This is a genomic window from Actinoplanes sp. G11-F43 (genome assembly GCF_050589265.1).
GTDB lineage: Bacteria > Actinomycetota > Actinomycetes > Mycobacteriales > Micromonosporaceae > Actinoplanes.
The window spans coordinates 100321-125873 of record NZ_JBNZCE010000028.1; the positions used below are offsets into that span (position 1 = coordinate 100321).

A 25553-nucleotide genomic window follows, 5' to 3' on the forward strand; every position below is an offset into this window, starting at 1 on the left:
CCACACGGTCCAACCTCGACCACCGCCGCGCCCACCGTCTCCCGCAAAACGCCCTCCGCCTGCGGTTCCCCGCAGCACGCCCTCCGCCTGCCGCTTAGGCAATCCCCCTCGGCCTGCCGTTTCCCGCAATACGCCCTCCGCCTGCCGCATACGCAAAACACCCTCGGCCTGCCGTTCCCCGCAGCACCCCCTCCACCTGCCGCATACGCAAAACACCCTCGGCCTGCCGTTCCCCGCAGCACGCCCTCCGCCCACCGTTTCCCACAACGCGCCTGCCACCTCTCGCGAAGCGCCTGCCGCTTCCCCCAGCGCCCACCAAGTAGATCTTGGTCGATTTATTACCGAATCCGGTGGTAAATCGACCAAGATCCACTTTTCGGGGCCGGGAAGCGGTCAATCACCACCCCACATGCCCGAAATTTCGTCATATCGCGGTCAGGAAGCGCGCCTCTCGGCCTCGACCAGCCCTCAGACCAGGCCTCAGACCACATCTCGGCACTGATGGGAGCACCGGAATGCGCAACGGGACCGCCGACCGTCCGGGAACCACCCCCGACCTGGTGATCATCGGCGATGTGATCACGATGGATCCGGACCGGCCCCGGGTCGCGGCGGTCGCGATCCTCGACGGCCGGGTGGTGGCCACCGGCGATGTCGCCGAGGTGCGCGCGGGGGTGCCGGCCGGAACCCCCGAGTTCGAAGTCCCCGCGGGCGGCACGGTGATCCCCGGGTTCGTCGACAGTCACGTGCATCTGCTGTGGGCCGGCCGGAGGGCGTCACGCGTCTCGCTGACCGGCGCTGATTCGATCGCCGAGGTGCAGCGCCGGATCCGGGACCACGCCGCGGCACATCCGGGCGACGGCTGGATCGAGGCGGATGACGACCTGGACCCCTGGGATCTGGCCGAGAACCGTCTGCCCACCGCCGCCGATCTGGAGGCCGCCGCTCCGGGCCGAGCAATCTTACTGGACCGCCGGGGCCATGACGCCATCGCAAACCTGTCTGCGCTACGGCTAGCCGGTATAACGTCGGTCACAGCTGATCCGGCCGGCGGACGGATCGAGCGGGACGACGCGGGCGAACCCACCGGCCTACTCGTCGAGCACCCCGCCGTGACACTGGTCCGGGCGGCCATCCCACCACCGTCGGGCACCGACCACCGCGCGTGGATAGCCACGGGCCAGCAGGAACTGGCCACCCACGGCATCACCACCGCCATGGACCCGGCGGTTCCCGTGCCGGAACTCGCCTCCTACGCCGACGCGGCCCGTGCCGGCGAGCTGCGGATCCGGCTGACGGTGATGCCGCTCGGTTCGGAGTCGGCCGGTTTCGCCGATCTGGACCGGGCCGCCGCGGCGTGCGGTCTGGAGACGGCGGATCCCGATCTGCTGGTACGCGGCCCCACCAAACTCTTCCTGGACGGCGGCGGTTCCCTGGGCACCGCGCTGCTCTCCACCCCGTGGCCGGGCCGGGACGGCTATCACGGCAATCAGACGCTGAGCCGTGACGTTCTGTTCGCGCACTGCCGGGACGCGGCGCTGGCGGGCCGGGGCGCCGGGGTGCACGCGGTGGGTGACGCCGCGATCGATCTGGTGCTGGACGTGCTGGCCGAGGTGGATGCCCGTACTCCGATCGCGGGTCTGGGTTTTCATCTGATCCACGCCTATCTGGGGCCGAGCCGGCCGGCGATGCGCCGGGCGCGGGTTCTGGGGGTGCGGGTGTCGGCGCATCCGGCGTTGCAGTGGGATTTCGGGGCGGGTCTGGCCGACCGGCTGGGTGAGGTTCGGGCGGCGGCCGCGAATCCGTTGCGGGACTGGCTGGACGAGGGTGTCGAGGTGGGTGGGGGTTCGGACGGCCCGGGTCCGCCGATGGCCCCGTTGCACGGGATGTGGCAGGCCCGGACCCGGCGGGTACGGGGCCGGAGCACCCCGCTGGGCCCGGCTCAGGCGGTGTCGGCGGTGGAGGCGCTGGCCCTGTTCACGGTGGGCGCGGCGAGGATCACGGGTGGTCGGGGGACGGGGCGGCTGCGGCCGGGTGGTCCCGCGGATCTGACGGTTCTGGACGGTGACCCGCTGCACGACGATCCGGAGGCGCTTCGGGAGATCCGGGTGACGGCGACGATTGTGGGCGGCCGGCCGGTGTTCGGCGCGGTCGGCTGAGGTGGACGTACCGACGGGAAGTGGATTTGATGAATGGGGTTGAAGCGGTGATCCTGCTGGTCGCCGGCCTGGGTGCGGGGCTTGTGAACGCGATCGCGGGTGGCGGTTCGCTGATCACGTTTCCGAGCATGCTGGCGATCGGGATGCCGCCGGTGGCCGCGAATGTCAGTAACGCGCTGTCGGTGGCGCCCGGCTACGCGTCCAGTGTGGTGGCCAGCCGGGCTGATCTGGCCGGGCAGCGCGGGCGGGTCCTGCGGGTGGTGCCGACGGCTTTGCTGGGGGCTCTGTGCGGGTGTGCGCTGCTGTTGAACACGCCGCGGGACGTGTTCGACTTCGTGGTGCCGTTCCTGGTGATCGGGGCGGCGCTGACGCTGGCGTTCCAGGGCCGGTTGCGGGCGCTGGTCGGGCACCCGCGGGAGGTGTCGGCGCGGCGGGCCACGGTCATGCTGCACACGGCGGTGTTCCTGTGCGCGCTGTACGGCGGCTACTTCAACGCGGCTCTGGGTGTGCTGCTGGTGGCCGGGCTGGCTCTGGTGCTGGACGAGAGGCTGCCGCGGGTGAACGCTCTGAAGAACCTGCTGTCCGCGGTGATCGGTGTGGTGACGATCCTGATCTACAGCGCGTTCGGGCCGGTGAACTGGGCGGCGGTCGGTGTGATCGCCCCGGCCACGATCGTCGGCGGCTTTCTGGGCGCTCGGGTGGCCCGCCGGCTGCCGGCGCCGGTGCTGCGCGCGGTGATCGTGGCGTTCGGCCTGACCGTGGGCACATATCTGCTGGTCCGCGCGCTCCAGGGTTGAGTCAGTGGGGGCGGAAGCGATCGGCTAGTTCGGCGGTGAGGGCGGGCCAGGCGACCGGGTCGTGGCCGGGGATCACCGGGTAGCCGCGCCGGGCTCCGATGTCCTTGAGCCGCCGGATCTGGTCGACGGTCTGTGAGGGGGTGACGTTCAGGAACGATCCGATGGCGCGTTCCGCGGTGATGTTCTCGGTGAGGTCGGCGGCGTCGCAGGCGAAGACGTATCCGCCGCCGCCGGCCAGGTCGATCACGAAGCTCTGGTGCCCGGGGGTGTGCCCGGCGGTGAGCAGCGCGGTCACGCCGGGCGCGATCTCCACGTCGCCGTCGGCGAGCCGCCAGTCGATGCGTGGGTCGTCGTAGTCGATGCGGGCCATCGAGTACCGCTCCGGCTCCGGATGGTCGGCCAGGCCGTAGTCGAGTTCGGCCCGCTGGACGTGCACCGGCACCCGCCCGGCGAAGTGTTTGAGCCCGCCGGCGTGGTCGACGTGCAGGTGGCTGAGCGCGACGGCGGTGACGTCGGCGGCCGCGACGCCGACCGCGTCGAGGGCTTCGAGCAGGGGTTCGCCGGAGCCGGGTGGCAGCTCGGGCTGGTAGTTGGGGCTGGGGTAGAACCGTCGCCGCAGCGCCGGGTCGCGCAGCAGCGCGGTGTTGAACCCGGTGTCGAGCAGCAGCCAGCCGTCGCCGGTCTCCAGGAGCAGTCCGGGGACGGGTTCACGGACTCGCTCGGTGCGGGAGGCGCCGTGCACGGAGGCGGATTTCGGCAGGTCCTCCCAGCCGAGGGTGAGTGCGATGATGCGGCTGACGGTCATCCCGGCCTCCCGATTGGATCCCGAATAAGGTTACATGGATCCCGATGGCCGCGATACCGCTCGCATGACCTCCCCATGGGTGCTGGTGCCCGACGCGATCCCGCGCGGTCCTGCTCGCGGGCGGGGTCGCCGCCGGCCGCCAGTGGTACCGGACGGCCGGCCCGGTCACCACCGGCGCCCTGGTCGCCACCTACGTGGGCGCGTTCGCACTGTCCCACCCGCTGGCCAAGAGGATCGGCTCCTGGCCGTCGGTGCTGACGGTGTCGGCCCTGACCGCGGCCGCCGCCTACGCCGCCTCGGACCGCCACACCGCCTGAGCTCAGCGCTCGCCCTCGCCGGCGCGAGTGCCGGGGGACGCGCTGACCGGGATCAGGCTGAACGGCTCGCCGTCCCAGAAGCCGAGGCGCAGCACCTCCGGCCGAGGCTCGGTGACCGGCCGACGAGCGGCGGCGTCGAGGGCCGCCGTGAGCAGAAGCGGTCGCCAGAAGGCGAAGTCGTGTCGGGACATGCGCGGATTATGGACTTTCCCACCGCCGGGCGTCTGCCCCGCCGGACGTGGACGATCACTTTGGTGGGTCGTACCGTCAAGCGGCATACCGGTGATGCATGGTCTTTGTCATGCCTTTGTCCCGTCGCGCCCTGATCAGTGCCGGTTTGTTCGGCCTGGCCGGCCCGAGCCCGAATCCCATCGACGCCGACTGGCGTGCGTTCGCGGCCGGGCTCGCCGGCAGCGTGGACCGGCCCGGTGACGCCGGCTACGACAAGGGCCGGGCGCTGTTCTCACCCCGCTTCGACCAGGTGCGGCCGCCCGCCGTGGTGCACTGCGCGGATCCGGCCGATGTGGTGGCGGCGATGGCGTTCGCCAAGCGGTTCGGGCTGCCGATCGTGCCGCGGGGTGGTGGCCACTCCTACGTCGGCGCCTCCACCACCGCGTACGGCCTGGTCCTGGACGTCCGCCCGATCCGTGCGGTGACCTTCGACGCGGCCACCCGGACCGCCACGATCGGCGGCGGCGCCACCCTGCGCGACATAGCGGCCGGCCTGTCCCCGCACCGGGTCACGGTCCCGTCCGGCACGTGCGACACGGTCGGGATCTCCGGCATCACCAGCGGCGGCGGCATCGGGCCGATGTCCTCGGCATACGGCCTGACCAGTGACAACGTGGTGTCCGCCGAGCTGGTGACATCGGACGGCAAGACGCGGGCGGTGGACGCCGGGCGGGAGCCGGAGCTGTTCTGGGCGCTGCGCGGCGGTGGCGGCGGCCGGTTCGGGGTGGTCACCTCGTGGCGGATGCGGACCTGCCCGGCTCGCCCGGCGGGCCGGTTCACGCTGGTGTTCCGGTGGGCGGACGCGGCCCGGGTGCTGTCCGGCTGGCTGGCCCGGATCACGGTGGCGCCGGACGACGCGTGGTCGGCCTGTCTGCTGTCCGCCGACCGTACCGGCGGATTGTCGGTCCGGGTCAACGGCACGGTCCTGGGCGGTGACGCGCACGCCGAGGTGGCCGCGCTGTCCGCGGCGATCGGCCGGGATCCGGTGTCGGCCACGATGGACCGGGCCGCCGCCGGGCCGTCCGCCGAGCGGGGCACCCATCTGGTGGGCAGTGACGTCTTCGCCGGTCCGCTGCCGCCCGCCGGGGTGGACACGCTCCTGGCGGTGCTGCGGCGCCGGGCCGCCGAGAAGCGGCCGGGCGTGGCGAAGCTGAAGCGGATGACCGGGTTGCCGGGCCGGACCGCGCCCGGCTCGACCGCGTTCCCGTGGCACGGCACGCACAGCATGCTGCAGTGGCTGGTCGACGGGGACACGGTGGCCGGCGGGTACACCTGGATCGATTCCGGACATCACGCGATGGCGCCCTGGTCATCCGGCCGTTACGTCAACTACCTGGAGCCCGGCCCGTTCGACCCGGCCCGCTATCACGGCCGCAACCGGGACCGGCTGGCGAAGATCCCCCTCCTATGATCTCCACCATGGAGACTCGCCCCGAACTGGCCGAACGCCACGACCTGAGCCCGCACCCGGAGGGCGGCTGGTACCGGGAGACCTGGCGTTCCCCGGTGATGTTCGAACCGGACGGCTACGACGGCCCGCGCCACTCGGCGACGGCCATCCTGTTCCTGCTGCATCCCGGCGAGAAGTCGGCGTGGCACGTGGTGAAGTCGGCCGAACTGTGGTTCTGGCACTCCGGCGGCCCGCTGCGCCTGCGTCTGCGCGACCAGACCCCCGGCGAGGTCCTGCTCGGCCCGGACCACCCGCAGGCGCTGGTTCCGCCGGGCGTCTGGCAGGCCGCCGAACCCGCCACCGATCAGCCGGTCCTGGTCAGCTGCGTGGTCTCGCCCGGTTTCGAGTTCGCCGACTTCAAAATGCAAGACCAGGACTGACTTCTCATCGGTACGCCCCACACCTCTCACAGGAGCAGGCGGGACGATAGCGAGAGTCCCCGCGAGCCGGGCGGGACACCGGACCGCCCGGCGACCGCCGGGCGGATGCGCCACCCGGGGCCACCCCGCCCGCTCCACTCCCGGTTCGCGGCCGGTCCCGCCTGATTCGCGTGCCGTCTTCCGGCGCGATCCGCGCCGGAAGTGACCACGCGGGGTGGCTTCAGCGGTTCCAGAACCAGCGACGGTTCCGGCGGCGGCCGCGGTTCCGCCACGTCATCTCGTCGGCGATCATGGCGCGGACACTGGCCACCGCCACGGTCAGGGCCTCGGTGAGGCCGTCACAGGTGCGGCAGTCCCGGCCGTCGCACTCGGTCCGGTGGTTGTAGGCGATCTCGGTGACCACCCGGTCCAGCACCGCGCAGGCGTAGGTGCCCCGGTCGTTGGGGTGCTGACTGGACAGGAACTCGCGGACCCCGGCGATGCCCTCCTCGCCGACCCCGTACAGACGGGCTGCACTCTCCACCTGCTGTAAGGCGTCCCGGACTATCTCGTTCACGTGGAACGGCTCCCCCATGGCCCAGTGGACGTGTGGCTGGTGAACCTACCGCCCGCGCGCATGAACTCACATGGGCCGGACAGCCGATCACCCCCGGGCCGAACCGATGAGTGATCGGCGGCCAACTCAGTCCTTGCCGACCTTCTCGTCGAGGGCACGCTGGCTCTCCTGAATACTGGTGACCAGCGCGTCCACGTTCTGGCACGTGGTCTGCAGCTTGAGCAGCTGGGTGCGGATCTGGGAGTTGAAACCGGCCTCGTCGGTGCCACCGGCGGCGTTCTCCGCGTTGCGCACGGTCAGTTTCAGCACATTGACCGCGGAGGTGATGACGGTGCTCTTCGAGTCGGCGCCGATCGAGATGACCTGCTTGGCGGTGTCGAGGTCCAGGTCGTACCCGTCCTCGCCGAGGGTGGCGTGGTTGGCGATCCCGCAGACGGTGGCGGTCGCCTCGTCCAGACCACTGATGGTCACCGCCGGGGCCGCGGTGGCGGCCGACTCGACGGTCTGTCCGTTGTTGGCGCAGCCGGAGATCGCCAGCAGGGTACTGGTGACGAGCGCTGCGGTGGTGGTTCCTCGCATGGCCGGAAGGCTACGACACACTGGGTAACGTTCCCGCCCGGTCCCACCCGCTTGTGACGCATCTAATGATCCGACTGAAACACTACTCTGAGTAACGGAAGTGCCGAATGTCCTTCGTAGACGAGTTCTCCGGCCCTGCTCTCGACCCGGATCGCTGGATCGACCATTACCTTCCGCACTGGACCACCCCGGACCGCTCCCGTGCCCGGTACGACTTCGACGAACACGGACTGCGACTACGGATCGACGCCGACCAGCCGGACTGGCGCCCCGAGGACGCCCCACTGCGCGTCTCCAACATCCAGACCGGCAACCACGACGGCACCCACCGGCACCGCCCCGACGGCCTGGACATCCGCACCCGCACCGGCACCCGGCTGCTCTGGACCCCGAGCGCCGGCCGGGTCGAGGTGACCGTGAGCGCCAGCCGGGACCCCGGCTGCATGCTGGCCGCCTGGCTGGTCGGCGTGGAACACCAGGATCCGCGGGACAGCGGGGAGATCTGCCTCTTCGAGATCGACGCGGCGGCCGTCGGCGACACCACCACCACGGCCCGGATCGGCGTCAAAGCCCACCACGACGACCGCTTGCGGACCGACATGACCGAGGTGGCCGTACCGGTGAACGGCTCGCGACCGCACACCTGGAGCGCCACCTGGGGCCCGGCCGGCACGGTCATCACCTGCGAGGGCACCGAGGTGGGCCGTTTCGGTCAGGCACCCGGCTATCCCTTGATCCTGATGCTGGACCTGTTCGAGATCGGCGGCCCGTCCCCCGACCCGGCCGCCTACCCGAAGACCGCTCGCATCCACCGGGTATCCGGCCACGATTCCAAACCGTGACGGACGTGACCCCGTGTGCGCGGCCACGTTTGCGGGTGCCGGCGGCGTCTGAGTGCTGGAGTGGGTACGGAGACGGCACTCTCGGGCAGAAGGTGGACCGCGCATGCAGGACGAGGATCTGGTCAGGGCGGTCATCGCCGCGGTGGCGTTCGGTGTGATGCTGGCCGGCCACTACATCGGCGACCACTGGGTGCAGACGAGCGGCCAGGCCTACGGCAAGGGCCTGGACACCGCCGACTGCGACCGGCGCAAGGCCCTGTGGCACTGCGCCAAACACGTGGCGTCCTGGACCTTGACCACCACCCTCTTCCTGCTGGCCGCCGGTTGGTGGCTACGCCTGCCGTTCGAGCCCGCGTGGCTGATCGCCGGCATCGCTCTGAACGCGGTCACCCACTTCATCGCCGACCTCCGCACCCCGCTGATCCGCCTGGGCCGCCTGCTGGGCCGAGGCGGCTACATGGATCACGTGGGCGTGGTCCGCCCCGCCGGCGCGACGACGAGCGGACCCGGCACCGGCCTCTTCGAACTGGACCAGGCCTGGCACATAGCCTGGCTGGCCGTCTCCGCCCTGCTGATAGCCGGCCCGCCGGCCTGACCCCCGGCCAGACCACACGGAACCCCTCAGGCGCACACCCCCACCGTTCGTACGCGGCCATCGTTCGCGCGGGCATCGTTCGCGCGGGCATCGTTCGCGCGGGCATCCCGGTGCGGCTCTCGCGCGGGTCGGTCACCAGGTCGCCTTCGCGGGAAGCCGGCCCCGTCCACGGATGACGCCCGCGGCCCGTCCGGAGAGCACGATCGCGACATGCATGCGCTGGCGGGTGCCCGGACGCCGATGGGGCCGCACGATTGCCGGATCGTGGTCTCGGGACGGGCCGCGGGCCTCCGTGCCAGCGCACACACCGCCGAGGTGCGCGGGAGGCTAGCAGGGGACGTGGGTACGGCCGTTCAGGTAGCCCCAGCCGCACAGGTCGTGAACACGGCCGGCCGGGTCGCGCAGGGTGGCCTGGTCACCGGTGTTGTTCCAGATGTAGTTGCCGCTGTTCCAGTACAGGTCGGTGGCAGTGTCGGCGCCCGGGCCGGTGTGCAGGGTGATCTTGCGGTTGGCGGGGATGACCACGTTGCCGAAGGTGTACACCCGGCCCTGCGACTCCTCTACCGACCAGCCTTTCAGGCGCACCGGCGCCTTCCCGGTGTTGATCAGCCTGATCCACTCGGCGTTGAGACTGGCCGCCGAGCGATCGTCCTTGCCCGGCGAGTCGTACTGGGTGTCATCGAACCGCAGCAGCGGTTCGGCTGTGGGAGCGGCCCACAGCGCCGATTCCGCCGCGGGGACGGCCGACGATACCGATTCCGCCCCTGAGGCGGCCACCAGCACTGATTCCCCCTCTGGGGCGGCCAGCGGCACTGATTCCGCCTCTGAGGCGGCCAGCGGCACTGATTCCGTCGCGGGGACGGCCAGCGGCACTGGTTCCGTCGATGGGGCGGCCAGCACCGCCGATTCCGTCGTGGTGACGGCCAGCAACGCCGTGAACAGCATGATTAGCATGTCCGGATTGTCCAGCTACGCGGAGCCGGAGCGGTGACGTGAGCGGTCGCGCGTCAGGAGGATTTGCGCTTTCGGGTCCGCTCGCAGTCCTGGAATCGAAGCTTGCCGATCACCGAGCGGTCACCGGCACGCAGCACGATGCCCTCGGTAGCACCCTGACCGCTGTCGTCCAGCGCGACCAGGGTCCGGTCGTCCAGCGCCACCAGGGTCTACAGCAGGCACTCCCCGAGGAACGCGTGCATGCCGTCGACATCCCGGGGCAGTTCGGTGGGGTTCACGTGAACAGTCGCGGGGCCAGTTCCAGGCCGGTCGCCCGCAACCGCTCCTCGGTCAGCCGGCCCTGGCCGCCGCACTCCCGCCACGCCGGGATCCGCTGCACCGGCCAGGTCAGCCGCTAGACCAGGTCAACACGCAGGTGGGGCGACGATGCCGAGGGCCGGGTTGCCGATCAGGTCACCCTGGGCGCAGAGCAGTTCCTCGCGGGAGCCGAGCAGGTAGGAGGCGTCGGGAAGCACGATGATCCGGGCGTTGCTGCCGTCGACCTTCTCACTGCCGTCGACGGTCCCGGTGAACAGAACGTTCTACCCACCGAAACCACCGCAACCACCGCAACCACCGCAACCACCGCAACCACCGCAACCGTCGAAGCCACCACGGCCACCGCAACCACCGCAACCGCCGAAGCCACCACGGCCACCGCGACCAGCGAGGTCAGCGAGGTCAGCGAGGTCAGCGAGGTCAGCGAGGTCAGCGAGGTCAGCGAGGTCACCGAGACCGCTGAGACCACCGGTGCGCGGATCGGGCGCTTGATAACTCGGAATCGACGGATACCTGGTCAACGAATTGAGCGCGTCAAGATCCACCGCCCGAACATCAAAAGCGTCCCCCGGTGAATGACGTGGCGTGGTGGATGCCGGCGGCGCTGACCCGCGTGATCTTTTCGAGCATCGCGTTGAGGCGGGCCCGGGTCCCGTTCCCGGCAGCCGTCACCCTGGCCGGCATGGTCGTTCTCGCCCTCGTCGACACCTTGTGGCTGTGGTAGGCGCGGGGCTGGCCGTCGTCCTCGTGCCGATGTTGCTGATCGCCGGGCGGTTGTGACCCCCGCCGCAGCGAAGGTTCTTTGAATCTGAAATAGTTGCGCCGTCAAAGAGGTTGTACGGGGCGTCCGGGAAGCAAGAACCCCGGCGGAGAGTGCAGGAGCCGGTCATGCAGTTCGGAATCTTCAGCGTCAGCGACATCACGACGGACCCGACCAACGGCCGGACCCCCACCGAGGCGCAGCGCATCAAGGACATCGTCACCATCGCCAAGCACGCGGAGGAGGTCGGCCTCGACGTCTTCGCGCTCGGTGAGCACCACAACGAGCCGTTCTTCTCGTCCTCGCCGACCACCACCCTGGCGTACATCGCGGCGCAGACCACGACCCTGCAGCTCAGCACCGCGACCACGCTGATCACCACGAACGACCCGGTGAAGATCGCCGAGGACTTCGCGATGCTCCAGCACCTCGCCGACGGCCGCGTCGACCTGACGCTGGGCCGCGGCAACACCGGCCCGGTCTACCCGTGGTTCGGCAAGGACATCCGCGCCGGCATCCCGCTGGCCATCGAGAACTACTCGCTGCTGCACAAGCTGTGGCGTGAGCACACCGTCGACTGGAAGGGCAAGTTCCGCACCCCGCTGCAGAGCTTCACCTCCACCCCGCGCCCGCTCGACGAGATCCCGCCGTTCGTCTGGCACGGCTCGATCCGTTCGCCGGAGATCGCCGAGCAGGCCGCGTACTACGGGGATGGTTTCTTCGCCAACCACATCTTCTGGCCGGCGTCGCACACCCAGCAGATGGTGGGCCTCTACCGGCAGCGCTTCGAGCACTACGGCCACGGCTCCGCCGACCAGGCCATCGTCGGTCTCGGCGGCCAGGTGTTCATGCGCAAGAACAGCCAGGACGCGGTCAAGGAGTTCCGGCCCTACTTCGACAACGCCCCGGTCTACGGCCACGGCCCGTCGCTGGAGGACTTCACCAGCCAGACGCCGCTGACCGTGGGCAGCCCGCAGCAGGTCATCGACAAGACCCTCGGCTTCCGGGAGTACGTCGGCGACTACCAGCGCCAGCTGTTCCTGATGGACCACGCCGGCCTGCCGGTCAAGACCGTCCTCGAACAGCTCGACCTGCTCGGCGGCGAGGTCGTCCCGGTGCTGCGCAAGGAGTTCGCCGCGCTCAAGCCGGCCCACGTGCCGGACGCCCCCACCCACGCCTCCCTGCTCGCGGCGCGTGACGCCAAGGAAGAAGTGACGGCATGAAACAGCGCAAGCTCGTCGTGATCAGCGCGGGCCTGAGCCAGCCGTCGTCCACCCGCCTGCTCGCCGACCAGCTGTCGGCGGCGGCGGTGCGGGCCGCCGGCCAGCTCGGTGTCAGCCTCGACGTCCAGGTCGTGGAGTTGCGCGACCTGGCCCACGACATCACCGACAACATGCTGACCGGGTTCGCCAAGCCGGAGCTGAAGCAGGCCCAGGAGGCGGTCACCGCCGCCGACGCGCTGATCACGGTCAGCCCGGTGTTCTCGGCCAGCTACAGCGGACTGTTCAAGTCGTTCTTCGACGTCCTCGACAAGGACGCCCTGATCGACAAGCCGGTCCTGCTGGCCGCCACCGCCGGCACCGCCCGCCACTCGCTGGTGCTGGAGCACGCGCTGCGCCCGCTCTTCTCCTACCTGCGGGCGGCGATCATCCCGACCTCGGTCTTCGCGGCCAGCGACGACTGGGGCGCCAACTCGGTCGAGGGCCCGCTGCGCGGCCGCATCGACCGGGCCGCCGCCGAGCTGGCCCGCGAGGTGGAACGCCGGGAGCCGGCCGTGGTCACCGACCCGTTCGCGCTCACCGCGAACTTCGAGGACATGCTCAAGAACCTCTGAACGGTCTACCAGGTGGTGCCGATGGTGGTGAAGAACCAGAGGGCTGAGGTCGCCCACAGCCCGGCCACCGCCACCAGCACCACCCCACCGGCCAGCGGGATGCCCCAACCGCGGCTCTCCCCCGGGCGGCTGAGCAGCAGCATCTTGGTGACGAACACGCCGTACAGCAGGCAGCCGAACACCGAATGCGCCAGCACCCGCGGGGTGTCCGACCGCAACCCGAACGTGTAGAGGCAGTGCACCGCGACCGGCACCGACAGCAGCAGGGCGAGCCGTCCGGTCCAGCGGTGCACCCCGGAGACCCAGGAACCGCTGGGCAGTACCCCGTACACCGCGAGGGCGGTGAGGAGCTGGACCGCGAGCAGGCCGGCGACCGCGGTGGCCAGCCACACCTTCAGGGTCTGGATCCGCAGGAATCCGCCGACGTCGGCGGTGACGACCGGCTCGTGCAGGCGCCCGTAGACGCCCAGGGCGACCACCACGCCGATCCCGGCGACCGCGGGCAGCCAGACTCGGGGCCGGATCAGAATCCCTCCCCGGTGTCCACGTCGATGGTGGTCGCACCGGTCAGCACCTGACCGTCGACGACGGCGCTGCGGTTGGTGAGGTCCAGGGTGGGTGCCGGGCCGGGCTGCTCGTCGCGGAGCAGCACCCCGACCTGGCGGCCGTCCGGCAGGACGATCCACGAACCGTTGACCTTGGCGGTGCCGACCCGGCTGGCCAGCCGGTAGAGGCCGGACGGTTTGCGGACCACACCGATCTCGAAGCGGTGCGTCCTCCCCTCGACGGTGATCTCCCCAGCGGCACGGGTGGCGTCGAACAGGCCGGTGATCCTGGTGTTGTTCTTACCGGTCAGATTGAGCAGGCCGTTCTTGGCGGTGCCCTTCAGCCAGGATTCGAGGCGGTCGCCGTCGCACACGTACGCGATGGCCGCCCCGTCCCGGATCGAGATCGCCAGGGTGCCGGCGTCGTCGACCTTGCCGGCCATGGTGACCCGCAGCCGTTCGGCGCTCGGCGTGTTCAGCGGCGGCAGGGCGACGTCGCTGGTCGGCGGCAGGGTGGCCGGCGCCCGCGGCGAACCGGACACCGACGGATCGGCCTCCACCGGGGACACCGGCGGCGGCATGCTCACCTGGGTGACCAGGTTGCCGGCGCGTTCCCCGGCGGCAGCGGACACGGTGACCCCGGCGACCACGGCGGCGGCCAGCGCGCCCAGCCCGAGGGTGACCAGTGGCCCGGTCCGCCACCGGGCTTTACGCCGGGGCCGGGCCGGCGGGGGCTGGTGCGCACCGCTGTCCGGCATCTGCCCGGCCCAGCTGCCGATCGTGTCCCGCCGGGCGGGGCTCGGCGGCACGGAACGGGGGCCCGAACGGCGGGCCGGCGGCTGATAGTGAGCGCCGAACGCGGGCCGGGGCGGCTGAGGCGGGGCCGGTGGCGGGAACGTCGGCTGCGGCAGCTCCGGCGGCGGGAACCCGAGGGCGAGGGTCGTCGGCTCGACGTCACCGCCGAACGGGGTCGGATCGGGCACGGCCGCCGGCGGCGCGCTGGACGGCCGGACCGCCGAGGCGAACTGCTGCAGATAGGCGGCGACCCGGCGGGCCGGCGGGCGGTGCCGGGGATCGGCGGCGAGGCAGTCGCGGGCCACCGGGCCGAGCGGTCCGGGAAGCGTCGACGGGTCCCCGGCCGGGTGCCCGGTGGTCATCTCCAGCAGCAGCACCCCGAGCGACCACACGTCCGCGGCCGGGGTGGGTTGCCCGCCCTGGAAGATCTCCGGTGCGGTGTAGCCGGGCGTTCCCCCGTACGCAATATGATCGGTGTCGTTGAGCAGCACCGCCACGCCGAAGTCGGAGACCCGGATGTCGGGCGGTGTGGAGCCCTGCCGGACCAGGATGTTCTCCGGCTTGAGGTCGAGGTGGACGATACCGCGCTCGTGGGCGGCGGCCAGGGCGGCGGCGGTCTGCGCGGCGATGGTGACGACCTCGCCGGGGGTGAGCCGGCCGCCGCGCATGGTCAGGTAACGGCGCAGGTTGGGCCCGTCCACGAACTCCATCACCAGGGCGAGCGTGCCGCCTTCGACGATCAGATCACGCAGCCGGACCACGGCCGGATGGTCGAGGGCCCGCAGCGCGGCCTCCTCGCGCAGGAACAGCTCGCGGACCCGGCGGTCGCCGGCCAGCTCGGGCCGCAGCAGTTTCGCGGCCAGTGGCGGGCCGCCGTGCCGGCTGGTGGCCCGCCGGACCATCGCCATCGCACCGCGACCGATCTCCTCGTGCAACAGGTATTCCCTGCCGAGCGGTTCCATCCCCGCGCCCCTCGCGTCAGTCGTGCTTTGCGTCACCGACTGTCATAACCATCTCGATCTCTCTCCGGTTCACCGTCCCGCCATTGTTCTCGGGCGGCACCCGCCGCCGCAATGACCTGATGAAGTCGATCAATGCGCAAGCACCCTGGAAGATCTCGTCTACTCTGAGGTCGATGCTGCTCAACGCCCCTTTCACGTACGCCGAGACCGGCGCCACCCGGGACGCTCCACTGCCGCCCGGCTATCGGCACGTGCTCCGTGACGTCCGGATCGGCGAGGGGCCGGAGACGTTCGACCGGGCGTCCACCGCGCTGTTCGGCTGGCGGATGCACCGGGGTGCCGGTCTGGGGGTGGTCGCCGAGCGGCCGGCCGTCCCCGGGCTGCCGGTGGTGATCCGGATCGGGTTCGGCCGGTTCGCGGTCACCGCGCCGTGCCGTGTGGTGTACCGGATCGACCAGCCGGACCGGCGGGGTTTCGCCTACGGCACCCTGCCCGGCCATCCGGAGTCCGGTGAGGAGGCGTTCGTGCTGCACCTGACCAGCGGTGGCGCGGTCCGGTTCCGGATCACCGCGTTCTCCCGCCCGGCGTCCACGATCGCCCGGCTCGGCGGCCCGCTGACGTCACTCGCCCAGGAGCTGGCGACCGGCCGGTACCTGCGCTCGATGGCCCGCCTGGCCCGGTAGGGTTCTGGCGCACGTCTCGCACGTCTCGCACGTCTCGCACGGGGAGCACGATGGACGATCACCGGTGGATGAGTCGCGCGGTCGAGCTGGCCGGCCGCTGCCCGCCGTCGGAATCCGCGTTCTCGGTCGGCGCGGTGATCGTCGACGGTCACGGCACCCTGCTGGCCGACGGCTGGTCCCGCGACATAGATCCGCATGTGCACGCCGAGGAGTCCGCGCTGAGCAGGGTCACCGACCGGGCCGCGCTGCGTACCGCGACCGTCTACAGCACACTGGAGCCCTGTTCGAAACGCGCCAGCCGTCCGCACGCCACCTGCACCGGTCTGATCATCGCGGCCGGCGTCCCCCGCGTGGTGATCGCCTGGCACGAACCGGACCTCTTCGTCACCTGCGAGGGCGTGGCCCTGCTCGTCGCGGCCGGAATCGAGGTGGTGGAGACGCCGGCCTTCACCCTCGCGGCCCGTTCCCCCAACAAACACCTTTTCCGGTACGAGCCGGGCGAGTCCCCTGACTAACCTGCCGCCGCTGCGATCCCCCACGACCGCGGCGCCCGTGCCGGGCTTGAGCGTTCCGTCACCGAAAAACCCCGCGAGATACTGAACGTCCCACTCGCCGGAAGCGTACTCACTGTCACCAGGCTCATTTCTGAGGAGACGGTCATGACGGTCCAGGCGCTCCAGCCCCGGGAAGCCCGCCACCACTCCGGCGCGATCCTGCGCAGCCGCCGGTTCGCGACACAGTTCGAGGTGGACGGCCACGTGCTGACCCTCGGCGTGGAGCCGGGCGTCCGCGGCGGCCTCTACTACCTGCCGAGCGCCCCGCGCTGGGACGACGGCACCCCGGTCCCGCGCGAGGTCGCCGACCGGCTGCAGAACGTGATCGAAGAGGTCGAGCGGTTCTGGGGCCACTGGCCGGAGTTCCGCGCCGTACTCTGACGCTCCGTATTCTTGTCAGCCCCCCTGGTCCAGCGTCACGCGCATGATGCTGAGGTCGGGGACGTCGCGGTCGCGCCACTGCCGGGCGGTGGTCTCGGCGCCTGGCCTCACCCGCGTCGCTGCTGTCCGCCCCCGGCCGGTCAGAGCTGGGACTGGAGCTGGCGGATGACACCGACCGCGGTGTCGGCGGGGATGGCGAACCCGAGGCCGACGCTGCCGCTGCTCTGGCCGGTCGTCGCGATGGCCACGTTGATGCCGACCACCCGGCCGGACATGTCGACCAGGGCGCCACCGGAGTTGCCCTGGTTGATGGCGGCGTCGGTCTGCAGGAGGCCGGTCAGTTTCTCGTCACCGGTGTCCAGGCTTCGGTTGAGGGCCGAGACGATGCCGGAGGTGACCGTACCCTCCAGCCCGAGCGGGGCGCCGAAGGCCAGCACGGTGTCACCGACCGCCACCGAGTCGTCGGTGGCGAACGTGACCGGTGTCAGCCCCGACAGTCCGGTCGCCTGAACCAGCGCCAGATCATGGGTGGGATCGGTGGCGACGACCGAGGCGGGCGCGGTCTGCCCGCTGGACAGCCGGACGCTGACGCTGCCGTCCGATGCGATGACATGGTTGTTGGTGAGGACCAGCCCGTCGGAACTCAACACGACCCCCGACCCGAGCGACGACGCCCGGTTGCCGTCGACGAGCACGGTCACCACGCTGGGCTGCACCTTCGCCACGATCGGCGCCAGATCGCCGCCCTCACTGATCGTGGCCCCGGCGACGGCGGCCTGAGCGGGCTGCCCGCTGAGATGGTTCTCGACGAGAACCGCCCCGGTGCCCCCACCGCCGACGATCAGCGCCAGCACGGCCGCACCTCCGGCGATCCGTTTGGCCCACCGCGGATCACGAGGGGCGGTCACCACGGCGGGAGGCCCGTAGGTGGGCGGCAGGTCGAAGGTGACCCGTTCCCCCCGCTGGTACGGCCCAGCCCCGAAGCGGCCGTAGCCCTGCTCGTCGTCATGCTCGTTCACACCGGGGCGCGTCATCAGGTCCGTCATGCCAACGACAGTGCTCCCCGACGTTGTTGGAACGCGGTGAGCCGTCTGTGACTTGCCTGTGCCCCGAGGTACCCCGTCCGGGTACCTCCGGCGCGGCACCCCCCATCCGCGCCCACGATGTCTAAGGTCGTCCGGGTGCTTCCCCCCGAGCTCCCCCACGCTCTCCCCACACCGGTCCCGCACGCTGCGCTCAGGACAGGTCCCCAAGCTGTCCCCCACGCAGTTCCGCACTCTGCCCTGAACACAGCTCCCACCGTTGTTCCCGACTCCGCCCTCGATACGGCCCCGACCGCGGTTCCCGACGCTCGGGCCACCCTCAACCGAGCACCGTCGGCCGGTCCCCCATCCGTAGAACGAACGTTCTTTCTCCCCACCGCAAGCCGCTCCAACGCTTCCGAACGCCGTTTTCGCACAGCCTTCCCGGACCAACCTCCCAGCCGCCTCCCAGCCGGGTTTCAGATCATGTTCCCGTCACTGCGCACCTCCGCCCGCACTCCCCGGAACAGCGCCCTTCCCGCGGCAACGCCCCGCACGAGTGCGCCCCCAGCGGGTGCGACCAGCAGGAACACGGCTTCCAGGACTAGGAGGACGGCCCTCGAAGACGCCGTTCCCGAAGGTGCGCCCGCCACAAACGCGGCACTCCCGAGCGCGGCCCCTGGAAACGCGACCCCGGAGGGTGCGGCTCCCCGGACGACGGCTCCCGCAAGCGTGGCGCTGTCCCGGATCGGCAGACCTCGGCCGACGGTGGAACGCCTTCCCTTCGGACCGACGATCGCCGGACCCATGCCGACGTTCCGCCCCTGACAACCCCGCAAGCAGCCGCCGGACAATCCCCTCGAACCGCCCGCTGCGGACGCGAACTACGGCCTCGGACAGCGGATACCCGCTGCCGGCCCGAACCTCGGATGCGGACCTCGAAGGCGCACGCGAAACCGAACCTCGGACGCGCACTGCCAGCGAGGGCTGCGGGCGCGGGCAGCGGGCGCGGGCGACTGTATGACGACACGACGGCTACGCCGTTCGGCACACCCCCACCGAAACGCCGGGACGCGAACACGCTCCCGTCGATCACCAGTGAACCGGTGGTCGCGCCGGACAGGCGGGACGCCGTACCTCAGGAGGGGTCGTTGAACAGGCTTGGACTCGTGGCGTTGACCGGGACGATGGCTGTGTCGGTGCTGGCGGGGTGTGGGGGCCCGGACCCCGTACCGCAATGGCGGGAACCCGGTCCGTCGCCCACCGTGACCGCATCGCCTGCACCATCCGTGACCAGCGAGGGGGAGACACCGCTCGCTGCCGAACCGGACGCCGGCTTCGTGACACCACTCGATTCCGACGGAACGGATGAACCGGACGAGCCGCAGGAGACCGGACCGACGGATGTCTCGTTCCTGGATTCGGTTCGGGGTGGGATGCCGGAGTTCGCGATGGACCTGCGCAACGAGGAGATCACCGAGATGGGCGGTCAGGCGTGCGCATCCCTCGCCGCCGGGAATCCGCGCCGTGAGGTCGTCGAGGAGCTGGGCGAATACGGTCTGGCCGATTCCGAGGCCCGCGACCTGATCAAGCTGGCCCGCTCGAACCTCTGCGCCCAGTGACCTGACCGGCAGCCGACCAGCCCGCGTGCCGCGTTCCGGCCCGCCAAGCACCAAAAAGCGGCACGGACGGAACCGGCACGGGCGGTCCGGGGAGGCGCAGGCGGGGGAGGCGCAGGCGGGGGAGGCGCAGGCGGGGGTCGGCCGAAAGTCGCAGCGATGCACAGGGTTTGGAGACGATGGGCAGATGTCCGGCACAGCTCCCGCCGCGATGCTGGGTGAACCAGAGCAGAACGGGAGGTCAGGATGTCCGCACGAGGAATGCTCAGCCTGGTCGGGGACGCGGTCGGTGGACTGATCGGGTGGCCGGCGCAGGTTCCGCCGGCCGACCCGGGCGAGTTGCGTGACCTGTTCGCCGACCTCGGGGTGCGGGTCGGGCCGGACGACACGGAACTCGCCGGGGCGGTCCGCTACTTCCAGGCTCGGACCGGTCTGCCGGTGGACGGCGAGGCGGGGCCGCGCACGGTGCACCTGCTGGCCCGATACGCCTCGGAGGCTCGCGAACGGCACCTGCTCCGGGCCGCCTGAACACCCTCGAAGGAGTGATTCCGCGGGCGGTGGCGACACCGTTAGAGTGAGTGCGCGATGAGCGAGCAGTTGATCACCTACATCGACGGCGCCACCGGCGAGCGGACCGTTCTCACCTCCACTGACCTGGGAGTCTGGGTCGCGGCGACGGCTTCGCTACTGTCCGGCGAGTGCGGATTGCGGCGCGGCAGCCGGGCCGGTGTGCTGTTGCCGCCGCACTGGCAGACGGCGGTGGTGCTGCTGGGGGCGTGGGCGGCCGGGATCGAGGTCTCGTTCCAGGCGTGGAGCACCGCCGGGCTGTCCAGCGGGTTCGCCGCCCAGCCGGACGCCGAGCTGGATGTGACGTTCGTGGAGCGGCGGCGGGTCGGCAGCTGGCTGGAGGATGTGCCGTCGGCGCGGTTCCAGTTCGTGCTGGGGCTGGCGCCGGGTGGTGGCGCTTCTCCGGACGTACCTCATGGTTATCGGGATTTTCCGGCCGCGGCCCGCGCGCATCTCGGTGCCGCGCCGCCTCGCGACGGGGTTGCGGTGGGCGAGGCGGCGACGGTCGACGGCACGACTTTCGGTGAGTACGGCGTGGCGGCCGCGACGGTGGCCTCGGCTCGCGGCATCACCGCCGGTGACCGGGTGCTTGTCGACGCCACGGCCTGTGAGGAGCCGATGATCTGGCTGATGGCCCCGTTGACGGCCGGCGCGTCGATCGTGGTCGGCGCGAACCTGGACCGGTCCGGGCTGGACGAACTGATCACGGCGGAACGGGTCACCCGCCTCCTCTGACCGAGAGCCTCCACAGTGTACGGTCCGGCGATGGAGGTTTTCGATCAACTAGCCGATTTCTACCAGGGCGAACACAGCCAGAACCCGTTCCAGAACGCTCTCGTCGACCGGGTCGCCGGCCTGCTCCCGGCCGGGAGTACGGTGCTCGACCTGGGCTGTGGTTCCGGCGTACCCACCGCCCAGCGACTGACCGAATCCGATCACCAGGTGGTCGGTGTGGACATCTCCGAGCGCATGCTGGCGCTGGCCCGCGCCCAGGTGCCCGCCGCCACGTTCGTGCACGCCGATTTCGCCGAGCTGCCCGCCGACTACGGCAGTTTCGAGGCGGTCACCGCCTTCTTCTCCCTGCTGATGCTCAGCCGGGCCGGCATCGAACAGACCCTCGACAGGATCAGGGGCTGGCTGAAGCCGGGCGGCTACCTGGCCATCGGCATGGTCGACTTCGACGCCGACGGTGCGCCGGCCGAGTTCATGGGCGTACCGGTCACCGTCTCCGGCTATCCGGAGGCGGGCCTGGCCGAGGTCCTGAAAAACCATGGCTTCACCGTGCTCACCATCGATACGGTCACTTTCACACCGGCCGGCGGCCCACCGGAGAGCCAGATCTTCGCCCTGGCCCAGCCCTGATTCCAGGCGGCGGAGCGTCTCCCAGGGCGCTCCGCCGCCCCCGGCCTCCCGCGGCGCGCCGACCCACTCCCTCCCCCACCACCCCCGGCCTTCCGCGGCGCGCCGACCCACTCCCCCGCCGCTCCGGGCCTTCCACGGCGCTCATCCACTTCCACCAGCGGCGCGGACGTGGAGGATGTGCGCATGGGACACAACATCACCGCGTTGATCGTGGCGGAGCCGTTCGACGAGGCCGTGGCCCGCGAGTGGGGCGTCACCGGCGAGCCGCTCGGCCACGGCATCCGGTTGGTCCATCTGAATGCCGCCTACACGACCTACCAGCAACATCAACGACGCGCCGGTACGGCGTTGGAAGCCCCCGAAGACTTCCCACCCGTGTTCCCGAGGGAGGGTGTGATCGCCGACTTGGCCGCCGCGCTGACAGCCCGCAGGCCACCGGCGTTCGCCCTGATCATGACCGACTATTTCGGCGGCACCGGCAGCCAGTGGGCCACCGCTTGGAGCGACGGCCACCGCCACCCGGAGGTACGCGACGTCAACAGCGCCCTCCGAGCACTCGGCGTCCAACGCACCCGGGGCAGAGACGAGTTCGACACGGTCGGTCTGGCCGACCATCGCAGAACCCCCGAAGCCCTGGAAGAGTACTGGGACCTCTGCGAGAAGCTAGGCATCTAGATGCTTCCATGGCCGAGGTCAGCGCGTGTGCCGACTTGCGGCTCGATTCGAGCCGCAAGTCGGCACACGAACGGAGGTCGGACGCCGTGACGTGAGACGGGCGGTCAGGAACCGCGCGGTGGCTCGAACGTGTCGCACTCGTCGCCTTCGGCCAGGGCCGGGCTCAGTCCGTTGCACACCCGCACCGACGGCAACGTGCCCAGGCTCCACGGCAGCCGGGTCGCCTCGGTCCGGATGGTGGCCGTGCCGGGCTTGCAGAGGACCGCGAACGTGTACCACTCGATCCCATCAGCCGGCCCGTTGGTGGTCATCTGCAGCACCCCGCAACGGGTACTCCCGGTGACCTTGAGATTCACCACCAGCCCGGGATCGCTCTTCCCTTTCACTCCTCGCCGGATCACCGAGGTGCTTCGGGAGATCTCGTAAACGCCGGTGACGCCGACCCCGGGCACCGCCAGCCGAAACGGCAGGTCCCGCGCCGAGGCCACCGCCGGGGAAGCGCTCAGCACCGCCACGGCGATCCCCGAGCTGATGGCGTGGAATGGCCGAGACCTCATCGCGTTCTCCCGTCACCGGATGCCCAAAGCACTCATCCTGCCCCGGAAAAGCCTAAAAGTACCAAATTTCAGTCTTTGTGGTTCTGTCCTGAAACGTGCCGCTCCATGCAAACCCGCACCCACCGATCCAATCCGACAGCCCTCTCATGCTCCCGAACAGCCCGCAACCCCACCCCGATCGCCTCGTCCGGCAGAACCGTGAACCCACACCGCCGGTAATAGGGCGCATTCCACGGCACCTCAGCAAACGTGGTCAGGGTGACCCGGGACGCCCCGATCCGAGCCGCATACCCGGCGGCCTCCTCGATGAGCAGCCGCCCCACACCCCGCCGCGCACACCGCGGATGCACCGACACCTGCTCGATGTGGACACCGTCATCGACAAGATCGACGATCAGGTATCCGACCGCCCCTCCCCCGTCGTCAGCGGCCCACGCCCGTCCACCGCGCACATACTCCGCGAGTACGCCGACAGCCAACGGCTCGTCATCGGCGATCTCCGGCATCCCGATGCCACGGAAGGCTTCCCCCGCGGCCCGTTCGACGGCTTGGAAGACTTCGAGTTCGTCGCCACGAGCCGCTCTGATCCGCACCCGCGCGATTCTGCCCCGCGCCTCATGCCACGCGACACCGAGTTTTCACTGGTCGAAGTCGACCACCACCTTGGGTGACGTCGGCAGGCTCTGGCAGGTGAGGACGAACCCGGCCGCGACCTCGCCGTCCTCCAGCGCGAAGTTGCGCCGCATGGTCACGGTGCCGTCGGTGACCCGGGCCCGGCATGTCCCGCACACCCCGCCCTTGCAGGCGAACGGCAGGTCGGGCCGGACCCGCTGGGCCCCGTCGAGCAGGGTGACCCCGTCCGGGACGGCGACGCTGGTCTTGCGCCCGTCGAGCACCACCGTCACCTCACAGGACGGCCCGCCGGCCACGGCTGGCCGGACCGGCGGTGGTGGGGCTTCGTCGACCCAGAACAGTTCCCGGTGCACCCGTGAGCCGGGCACCCCGTGCTCGGTGAGGACGGTGGTCGCGTCGACGACCATCCCGTACGGCCCGCACAGCCACCAGTGCCGCACCGCCGGAACGTCGATCAGTGACCGCAGGATCTGACGCAGCCGCCCGGCGTCGAGACGGCCGCTGAACAGTTCGGCCTCGCGCGGTTCGCGGGACAGCACGTGCACGAGTTCGAGCCGGCCGGGATGGGTGTCCTTCAGGTCGGACAGTTCCTCGGCGAACATCACCGTGTCCGCACGGCGGTTGCCGTACAGCAGGGTGACCTCGGTATCCGGCCGCCTCAGCAGGGTCGCGGCGATGGACAGCACCGGAGTGATCCCGGAGCCGGCGGCGATCAGCACGTGCCGGCCCTCGGCGGCGGGGCCGGGGGTGAACCTCCCGGCGGGTGGCGCCACCTCGACCAGGTCACCGGCCCGCAGGTCGCGCACGATCCAGGACGAGACGGCGCCGCCGGGCACCTCCCGGACGCCGATGCGTGGTGGGGCGCCGGCCGGGGCGCAGATCGAGTAGGTGCGCCGTTCCCCGGCACGGTGCACGGTGAGCGACTGCCCGGGCCGGAACCGGAAGCGGTCGGCCAGCTCGGCCGGCACGTCGAAGGTCACCGCGACGGCGTCGGCGCACAACCTGTCGACGGCGGCGACCCGGAGCGGATGAAAGCCCATCTCAGATCTCCCGCATGTGCTCGAACGGTTCCCGGCAGGCAAGGCATCGGCGCAACTCCCGGCAGGCAGTGGCACCGAACGCGGCAAGCTGCTCGGTCTCGGGGGCGCCGCAGCGGGGACAGGCGACATCCACCGGCCCGACAAGGCCTGCCGACCAAGCGACGTCTGCCGACCAAGCGACGTCTGCCGGACGGGCGCTGCCTGCCTGCCAAGCGACCTCTGCCGGGCGAGCGCCACCTGCCGATCGACCGGCGTCTGCCGGACGGGCGACCTCTGCCGGACGGGCGACGCGCGCCGGGCGGACGCCGAGGGTGAGCGGGATCGGCCCGGTGCCGCGCTGAGGGGCCGGTCCAGGTGGGGAAATGCCCGCCGCGGCGAGTTTGCGCCTGCCGGATTCGCTGATCCAGTCGGTGGTCCAGGCGGGCGCCAGCACGGTCCGCACCTCGACCGCCTCGAACCCGGCCCGCCCGAGCGCCCGCCGGATGTCGGTGCGGATCGACTCCATCGCGGGGCAGCCGGAGAAGGTCGGGGTGATCGTCACGACCACTCCGGCGCCGTCCTGCCGGACCTCGCGGACGATGCCCAGCTCGGTCAGAGTGATCATGGGCAGTTCCGGGTCGGTGACGGCCCCGACGACGTCGGCCGCGTTCACCACACACCCCCGGGAACCGTCCGCGCCGTCTCCTGCATCTCGTCAAGGATCGCCGCGAGCGCCGGCGTGTGCTCCCCAGACCGCCCAGCGGGAGGCGACAGCGACGCGGGAGGCGCGGGAGGCGACAGCGACGCGGGAGGCGACCCGGGAGGCGGCACGGGCGGACCGGAAAGACCGCTCGTGGTCAACACGAACTCCCACACCTGCTGGAAATCGTCGCGCAGGCTTGCCGGGTCGACGGCGACACCGGCCGCCGCCAGCCGTTCCTCGATGGGGTGTGCCTGAAACAGCGGGCCGATCAACGGCGTCACCGCCAGCACACCGTCACTCATCCGCTGGTGTGACAACGCGGTCCCGTCGCCGAGCCGCACCACCCACTGCGCCGCGTAGTCCCGGTGATAGGTCACCTCCTTCACCCCCTTGCCGGCGATCGCCGCCAGCATCGGATCGCGGGAGGCGGTGAGCCGGTCGAGCAGGGCCAGCCGCCACACCGAGAAGACGCACAGCCGCGCCACCAGGTGCGCGAAGTCGTCGTCGGCCCGCTCGGCGAGCAGGACGTTGCGGAATTCGGCGGGGCCCCGGCGCATGGCCAGGTCGTCCTCGTCGCGGCCGCGGCCTTCGGCGGCGCCGGCCCGGGTGAGCAGCAGCCGGGCCTGCCCGAGCAGGTCGAGGGCGATGTTGGCCAGGGCCAGCTCGTCCTCCAGCTCGGGCGCGCGGGTCACCCACTGCTGGAGCCGGTGCGACATGATCAGCGCGTCGTCACCGAGCATCAGGCAGTATCCGGCCAGGTCGGCGGGGTCCACCCCGGCCGGCAGGTCGTCCGGGACGCCGGCGAGCGGGTCCTCGAAGCCGGTGCCGTACGCCCAGCGGGCGTCGTCCTCGTGGTCGGTGAGCGCGTCGTACGCGTCGTCGAAAGCCACGGCGGTCCC

Annotated in this window: 32 protein-coding genes and 1 pseudogene; 18 read left to right on the top strand and 15 right to left on the bottom strand. The window is 70.9% G+C overall.

Translation table 11 applies throughout. From position 1 onward, the window contains the following. Nucleotides 1-515 precede the first annotated feature (515 nt). Entirely contained in the window at nt 516-2159 is a 1644-nt protein-coding gene (locus tag ACQ0O7_RS31465; RefSeq protein WP_430787379.1) for an amidohydrolase, read from the top strand. Nucleotides 2160-2188: 29 nt separating this feature from the next. Next, entirely contained in the window at nt 2189-2956 is a 768-nt protein-coding gene (locus tag ACQ0O7_RS31470) for a sulfite exporter TauE/SafE family protein (RefSeq protein WP_430787381.1), read from the top strand. A gap of 1 nt (nt 2957) precedes the next feature. On the opposite strand, the gene ACQ0O7_RS31475 is transcribed toward ACQ0O7_RS31470, so the two are convergent. After that, nucleotides 2958-3761, bottom strand: a complete 804-nt coding sequence (locus ACQ0O7_RS31475) for an N-acyl homoserine lactonase family protein (RefSeq protein WP_430787383.1) — start codon at nt 3759-3761, stop codon at nt 2958-2960. 194 nt (nt 3762-3955) lie between these two features. Here ACQ0O7_RS31475 and ACQ0O7_RS31480 point away from each other — a divergent pair, with 194 nt between their 5' ends. Further along, nucleotides 3956-4078, top strand: a complete 123-nt coding sequence (locus ACQ0O7_RS31480; protein WP_430787385.1) for a hypothetical protein — start codon at nt 3956-3958, stop codon at nt 4076-4078. A 2-nt stretch (nt 4079-4080) separates the two neighbouring features. Here ACQ0O7_RS31480 and ACQ0O7_RS31485 read toward each other — a convergent pair whose 3' ends face one another. Next, a complete protein-coding gene (locus tag ACQ0O7_RS31485; RefSeq protein WP_430787387.1) occupies nt 4081-4269 on the bottom strand; it encodes a hypothetical protein in 189 nt (62 codons plus the stop codon). Between the two features lie 110 nt (nt 4270-4379). Between ACQ0O7_RS31485 and ACQ0O7_RS31490 the strand changes: the two genes are divergently transcribed. Both ACQ0O7_RS31490 and ACQ0O7_RS31495 read left to right on the top strand, forming a co-directional pair. Continuing rightward, complete coding sequence (locus ACQ0O7_RS31490; RefSeq protein WP_430787389.1) at nt 4380-5720, top strand: FAD-binding oxidoreductase; 1341 nt, start codon at nt 4380-4382, stop codon at nt 5718-5720. Nucleotides 5721-5728: 8 nt separating this feature from the next. Beyond that, entirely contained in the window at nt 5729-6139 is a 411-nt protein-coding gene (locus tag ACQ0O7_RS31495) for a cupin domain-containing protein (RefSeq protein ID WP_430787391.1), read from the top strand. A gap of 220 nt (nt 6140-6359) precedes the next feature. Here ACQ0O7_RS31495 and ACQ0O7_RS31500 read toward each other — a convergent pair whose 3' ends face one another. Together ACQ0O7_RS31500 and ACQ0O7_RS31505 are read right to left on the bottom strand one after the other, a co-directional pair. Then, nucleotides 6360-6695, bottom strand: coding sequence for a hypothetical protein (locus ACQ0O7_RS31500; RefSeq protein ID WP_430787393.1), 336 nt, complete (start codon nt 6693-6695; stop codon nt 6360-6362). A 126-nt stretch (nt 6696-6821) separates the two neighbouring features. After that, nucleotides 6822-7274, bottom strand: a complete 453-nt coding sequence (locus ACQ0O7_RS31505; protein WP_430787395.1) for a hypothetical protein — start codon at nt 7272-7274, stop codon at nt 6822-6824. A 107-nt stretch (nt 7275-7381) separates the two neighbouring features. On the opposite strand from ACQ0O7_RS31505, the gene ACQ0O7_RS31510 reads away from it, so the two are divergent. Both ACQ0O7_RS31510 and ACQ0O7_RS31515 read left to right on the top strand, forming a co-directional pair. After that, entirely contained in the window at nt 7382-8116 is a 735-nt protein-coding gene (locus tag ACQ0O7_RS31510) for a glycoside hydrolase family 16 protein (RefSeq protein ID WP_430787397.1), read from the top strand. Between the two features lie 103 nt (nt 8117-8219). Then, complete coding sequence (locus ACQ0O7_RS31515) at nt 8220-8711, top strand: transcriptional regulator (protein ID WP_430787399.1); 492 nt, start codon at nt 8220-8222, stop codon at nt 8709-8711. 327 nt (nt 8712-9038) lie between these two features. Here ACQ0O7_RS31515 and ACQ0O7_RS31520 read toward each other — a convergent pair whose 3' ends face one another. Continuing rightward, nucleotides 9039-9665, bottom strand: a complete 627-nt coding sequence (locus tag ACQ0O7_RS31520) for a lamin tail domain-containing protein (RefSeq protein ID WP_430787401.1) — start codon at nt 9663-9665, stop codon at nt 9039-9041. Between the two features lie 53 nt (nt 9666-9718). Then, on the bottom strand, nt 9719-9868 hold the full coding sequence (locus ACQ0O7_RS31525) for a hypothetical protein (protein ID WP_430787403.1): 150 nt from the start codon (nt 9866-9868) through the stop codon (nt 9719-9721). A gap of 686 nt (nt 9869-10554) precedes the next feature. Here ACQ0O7_RS31525 and ACQ0O7_RS31530 point away from each other — a divergent pair. From ACQ0O7_RS31530 to ACQ0O7_RS31540, 3 genes are all read left to right on the top strand, one after another. Next, complete coding sequence (locus ACQ0O7_RS31530; protein WP_430787405.1) at nt 10555-10707, top strand: hypothetical protein; 153 nt, start codon at nt 10555-10557, stop codon at nt 10705-10707. A 164-nt stretch (nt 10708-10871) separates the two neighbouring features. Continuing rightward, nucleotides 10872-11966: an LLM class flavin-dependent oxidoreductase gene (locus ACQ0O7_RS31535; RefSeq protein WP_430787407.1), complete on the top strand. Its 1095-nt coding sequence runs from the start codon at nt 10872-10874 to the stop codon at nt 11964-11966. Beyond that, the gene (locus tag ACQ0O7_RS31540) at nt 11963-12577 is read left to right on the top strand and encodes an FMN reductase (protein ID WP_430787409.1); all 615 of its coding nucleotides are present in this window, start codon (nt 11963-11965) and stop codon (nt 12575-12577) included. The genes ACQ0O7_RS31535 and ACQ0O7_RS31540 overlap by 4 nt, the downstream gene beginning before the upstream one ends. A 5-nt stretch (nt 12578-12582) precedes the next feature. Here the strand turns inward: ACQ0O7_RS31540 and ACQ0O7_RS31545 are convergent, their stop codons facing one another. After that, nucleotides 12583-13107, bottom strand: coding sequence for a DUF6529 family protein (locus tag ACQ0O7_RS31545; protein WP_430787517.1), 525 nt, complete (start codon nt 13105-13107; stop codon nt 12583-12585). Further along, complete coding sequence (locus ACQ0O7_RS31550) at nt 13101-14879, bottom strand: protein kinase domain-containing protein (RefSeq protein WP_430787411.1); 1779 nt, start codon at nt 14877-14879, stop codon at nt 13101-13103. The genes ACQ0O7_RS31545 and ACQ0O7_RS31550 overlap by 7 nt, the downstream gene beginning before the upstream one ends. Nucleotides 14880-15052: 173 nt before the next feature. Here ACQ0O7_RS31550 and ACQ0O7_RS31555 point away from each other — a divergent pair, with 173 nt between their 5' ends. The 3 genes from ACQ0O7_RS31555 to ACQ0O7_RS31565 all read left to right on the top strand — a co-directional run bounded on the left by ACQ0O7_RS31555 (nt 15053) and on the right by ACQ0O7_RS31565 (nt 16497). Next, nucleotides 15053-15562 (top strand): DUF1990 family protein, encoded by a 510-nt coding sequence (locus ACQ0O7_RS31555; RefSeq protein ID WP_430787413.1) that lies wholly within the window; start codon nt 15053-15055, stop codon nt 15560-15562. Between the two features lie 50 nt (nt 15563-15612). Further along, nucleotides 15613-16077: a deaminase gene (locus ACQ0O7_RS31560; protein ID WP_430787415.1), complete on the top strand. Its 465-nt coding sequence runs from the start codon at nt 15613-15615 to the stop codon at nt 16075-16077. A gap of 144 nt (nt 16078-16221) precedes the next feature. Further along, nucleotides 16222-16497, top strand: coding sequence for a hypothetical protein (locus tag ACQ0O7_RS31565; RefSeq protein ID WP_430787417.1), 276 nt, complete (start codon nt 16222-16224; stop codon nt 16495-16497). Nucleotides 16498-16637: 140 nt separating this feature from the next. On the opposite strand, the gene ACQ0O7_RS31570 is transcribed toward ACQ0O7_RS31565, so the two are convergent. Then, the gene (locus ACQ0O7_RS31570) at nt 16638-17543 is read right to left on the bottom strand and encodes a S1C family serine protease (protein WP_430787419.1); all 906 of its coding nucleotides are present in this window, start codon (nt 17541-17543) and stop codon (nt 16638-16640) included. Nucleotides 17544-18808: 1265 nt separating this feature from the next. Between ACQ0O7_RS31570 and ACQ0O7_RS31575 the strand changes: the two genes are divergently transcribed. The 5 genes from ACQ0O7_RS31575 (at nt 18809) to ACQ0O7_RS31595 (ending at nt 21742) form a co-directional block, all read left to right on the top strand. After that, complete coding sequence (locus ACQ0O7_RS31575; RefSeq protein ID WP_430787421.1) at nt 18809-19141, top strand: DUF732 domain-containing protein; 333 nt, start codon at nt 18809-18811, stop codon at nt 19139-19141. Between the two features lie 243 nt (nt 19142-19384). Continuing rightward, nucleotides 19385-19666 (top strand): peptidoglycan-binding protein, encoded by a 282-nt coding sequence (locus ACQ0O7_RS31580; RefSeq protein WP_430787423.1) that lies wholly within the window; start codon nt 19385-19387, stop codon nt 19664-19666. 57 nt (nt 19667-19723) lie between these two features. Beyond that, on the top strand, nt 19724-20440 hold the full coding sequence (locus ACQ0O7_RS31585) for a TIGR03089 family protein (protein ID WP_430787425.1): 717 nt from the start codon (nt 19724-19726) through the stop codon (nt 20438-20440). Between the two features lie 30 nt (nt 20441-20470). After that, complete coding sequence (locus ACQ0O7_RS31590) at nt 20471-21067, top strand: class I SAM-dependent methyltransferase (RefSeq protein WP_430787427.1); 597 nt, start codon at nt 20471-20473, stop codon at nt 21065-21067. A 183-nt stretch (nt 21068-21250) separates the two neighbouring features. Further along, complete coding sequence (locus ACQ0O7_RS31595) at nt 21251-21742, top strand: hypothetical protein (RefSeq protein ID WP_430787429.1); 492 nt, start codon at nt 21251-21253, stop codon at nt 21740-21742. A 104-nt stretch (nt 21743-21846) separates the two neighbouring features. Here the strand turns inward: ACQ0O7_RS31595 and ACQ0O7_RS31600 are convergent, their stop codons facing one another. The 6 genes and pseudogenes from ACQ0O7_RS31600 to paaC all read right to left on the bottom strand — a co-directional run bounded on the left by ACQ0O7_RS31600 (nt 21847) and on the right by paaC (nt 25544). Next, a complete protein-coding gene (locus ACQ0O7_RS31600) occupies nt 21847-22299 on the bottom strand; it encodes a hypothetical protein (RefSeq protein WP_430787431.1) in 453 nt (150 codons plus the stop codon). Nucleotides 22300-22367: 68 nt separating this feature from the next. Then, nucleotides 22368-22892 (bottom strand): GNAT family N-acetyltransferase, encoded by a 525-nt coding sequence (locus ACQ0O7_RS31605; RefSeq protein ID WP_430787433.1) that lies wholly within the window; start codon nt 22890-22892, stop codon nt 22368-22370. A gap of 45 nt (nt 22893-22937) precedes the next feature. Further along, nucleotides 22938-23972, bottom strand: coding sequence for a 1,2-phenylacetyl-CoA epoxidase subunit PaaE (paaE, locus tag ACQ0O7_RS31610; protein ID WP_430787435.1), 1035 nt, complete (start codon nt 23970-23972; stop codon nt 22938-22940). Between the two features lies 1 nt (nt 23973). Continuing rightward, nucleotides 23974-24105 carry a hypothetical protein gene (locus tag ACQ0O7_RS31615; RefSeq protein WP_430787519.1) on the bottom strand — a complete coding sequence of 44 codons (132 nt, stop codon included), beginning with the start codon at nt 24103-24105 and terminating at the stop codon, nt 23974-23976. Nucleotides 24106-24270: 165 nt separating this feature from the next. Continuing rightward, nucleotides 24271-24624 (bottom strand): annotated as a pseudogene (gene paaD, locus ACQ0O7_RS31620) (1,2-phenylacetyl-CoA epoxidase subunit PaaD); the annotation flags it as partial. After that, a complete protein-coding gene (paaC, locus tag ACQ0O7_RS31625) occupies nt 24621-25544 on the bottom strand; it encodes a 1,2-phenylacetyl-CoA epoxidase subunit PaaC (protein ID WP_430787437.1) in 924 nt (307 codons plus the stop codon). The pseudogene paaD and the gene paaC, both read right to left, overlap by 4 nt. Nucleotides 25545-25553: the final 9 nt, after the last annotated feature.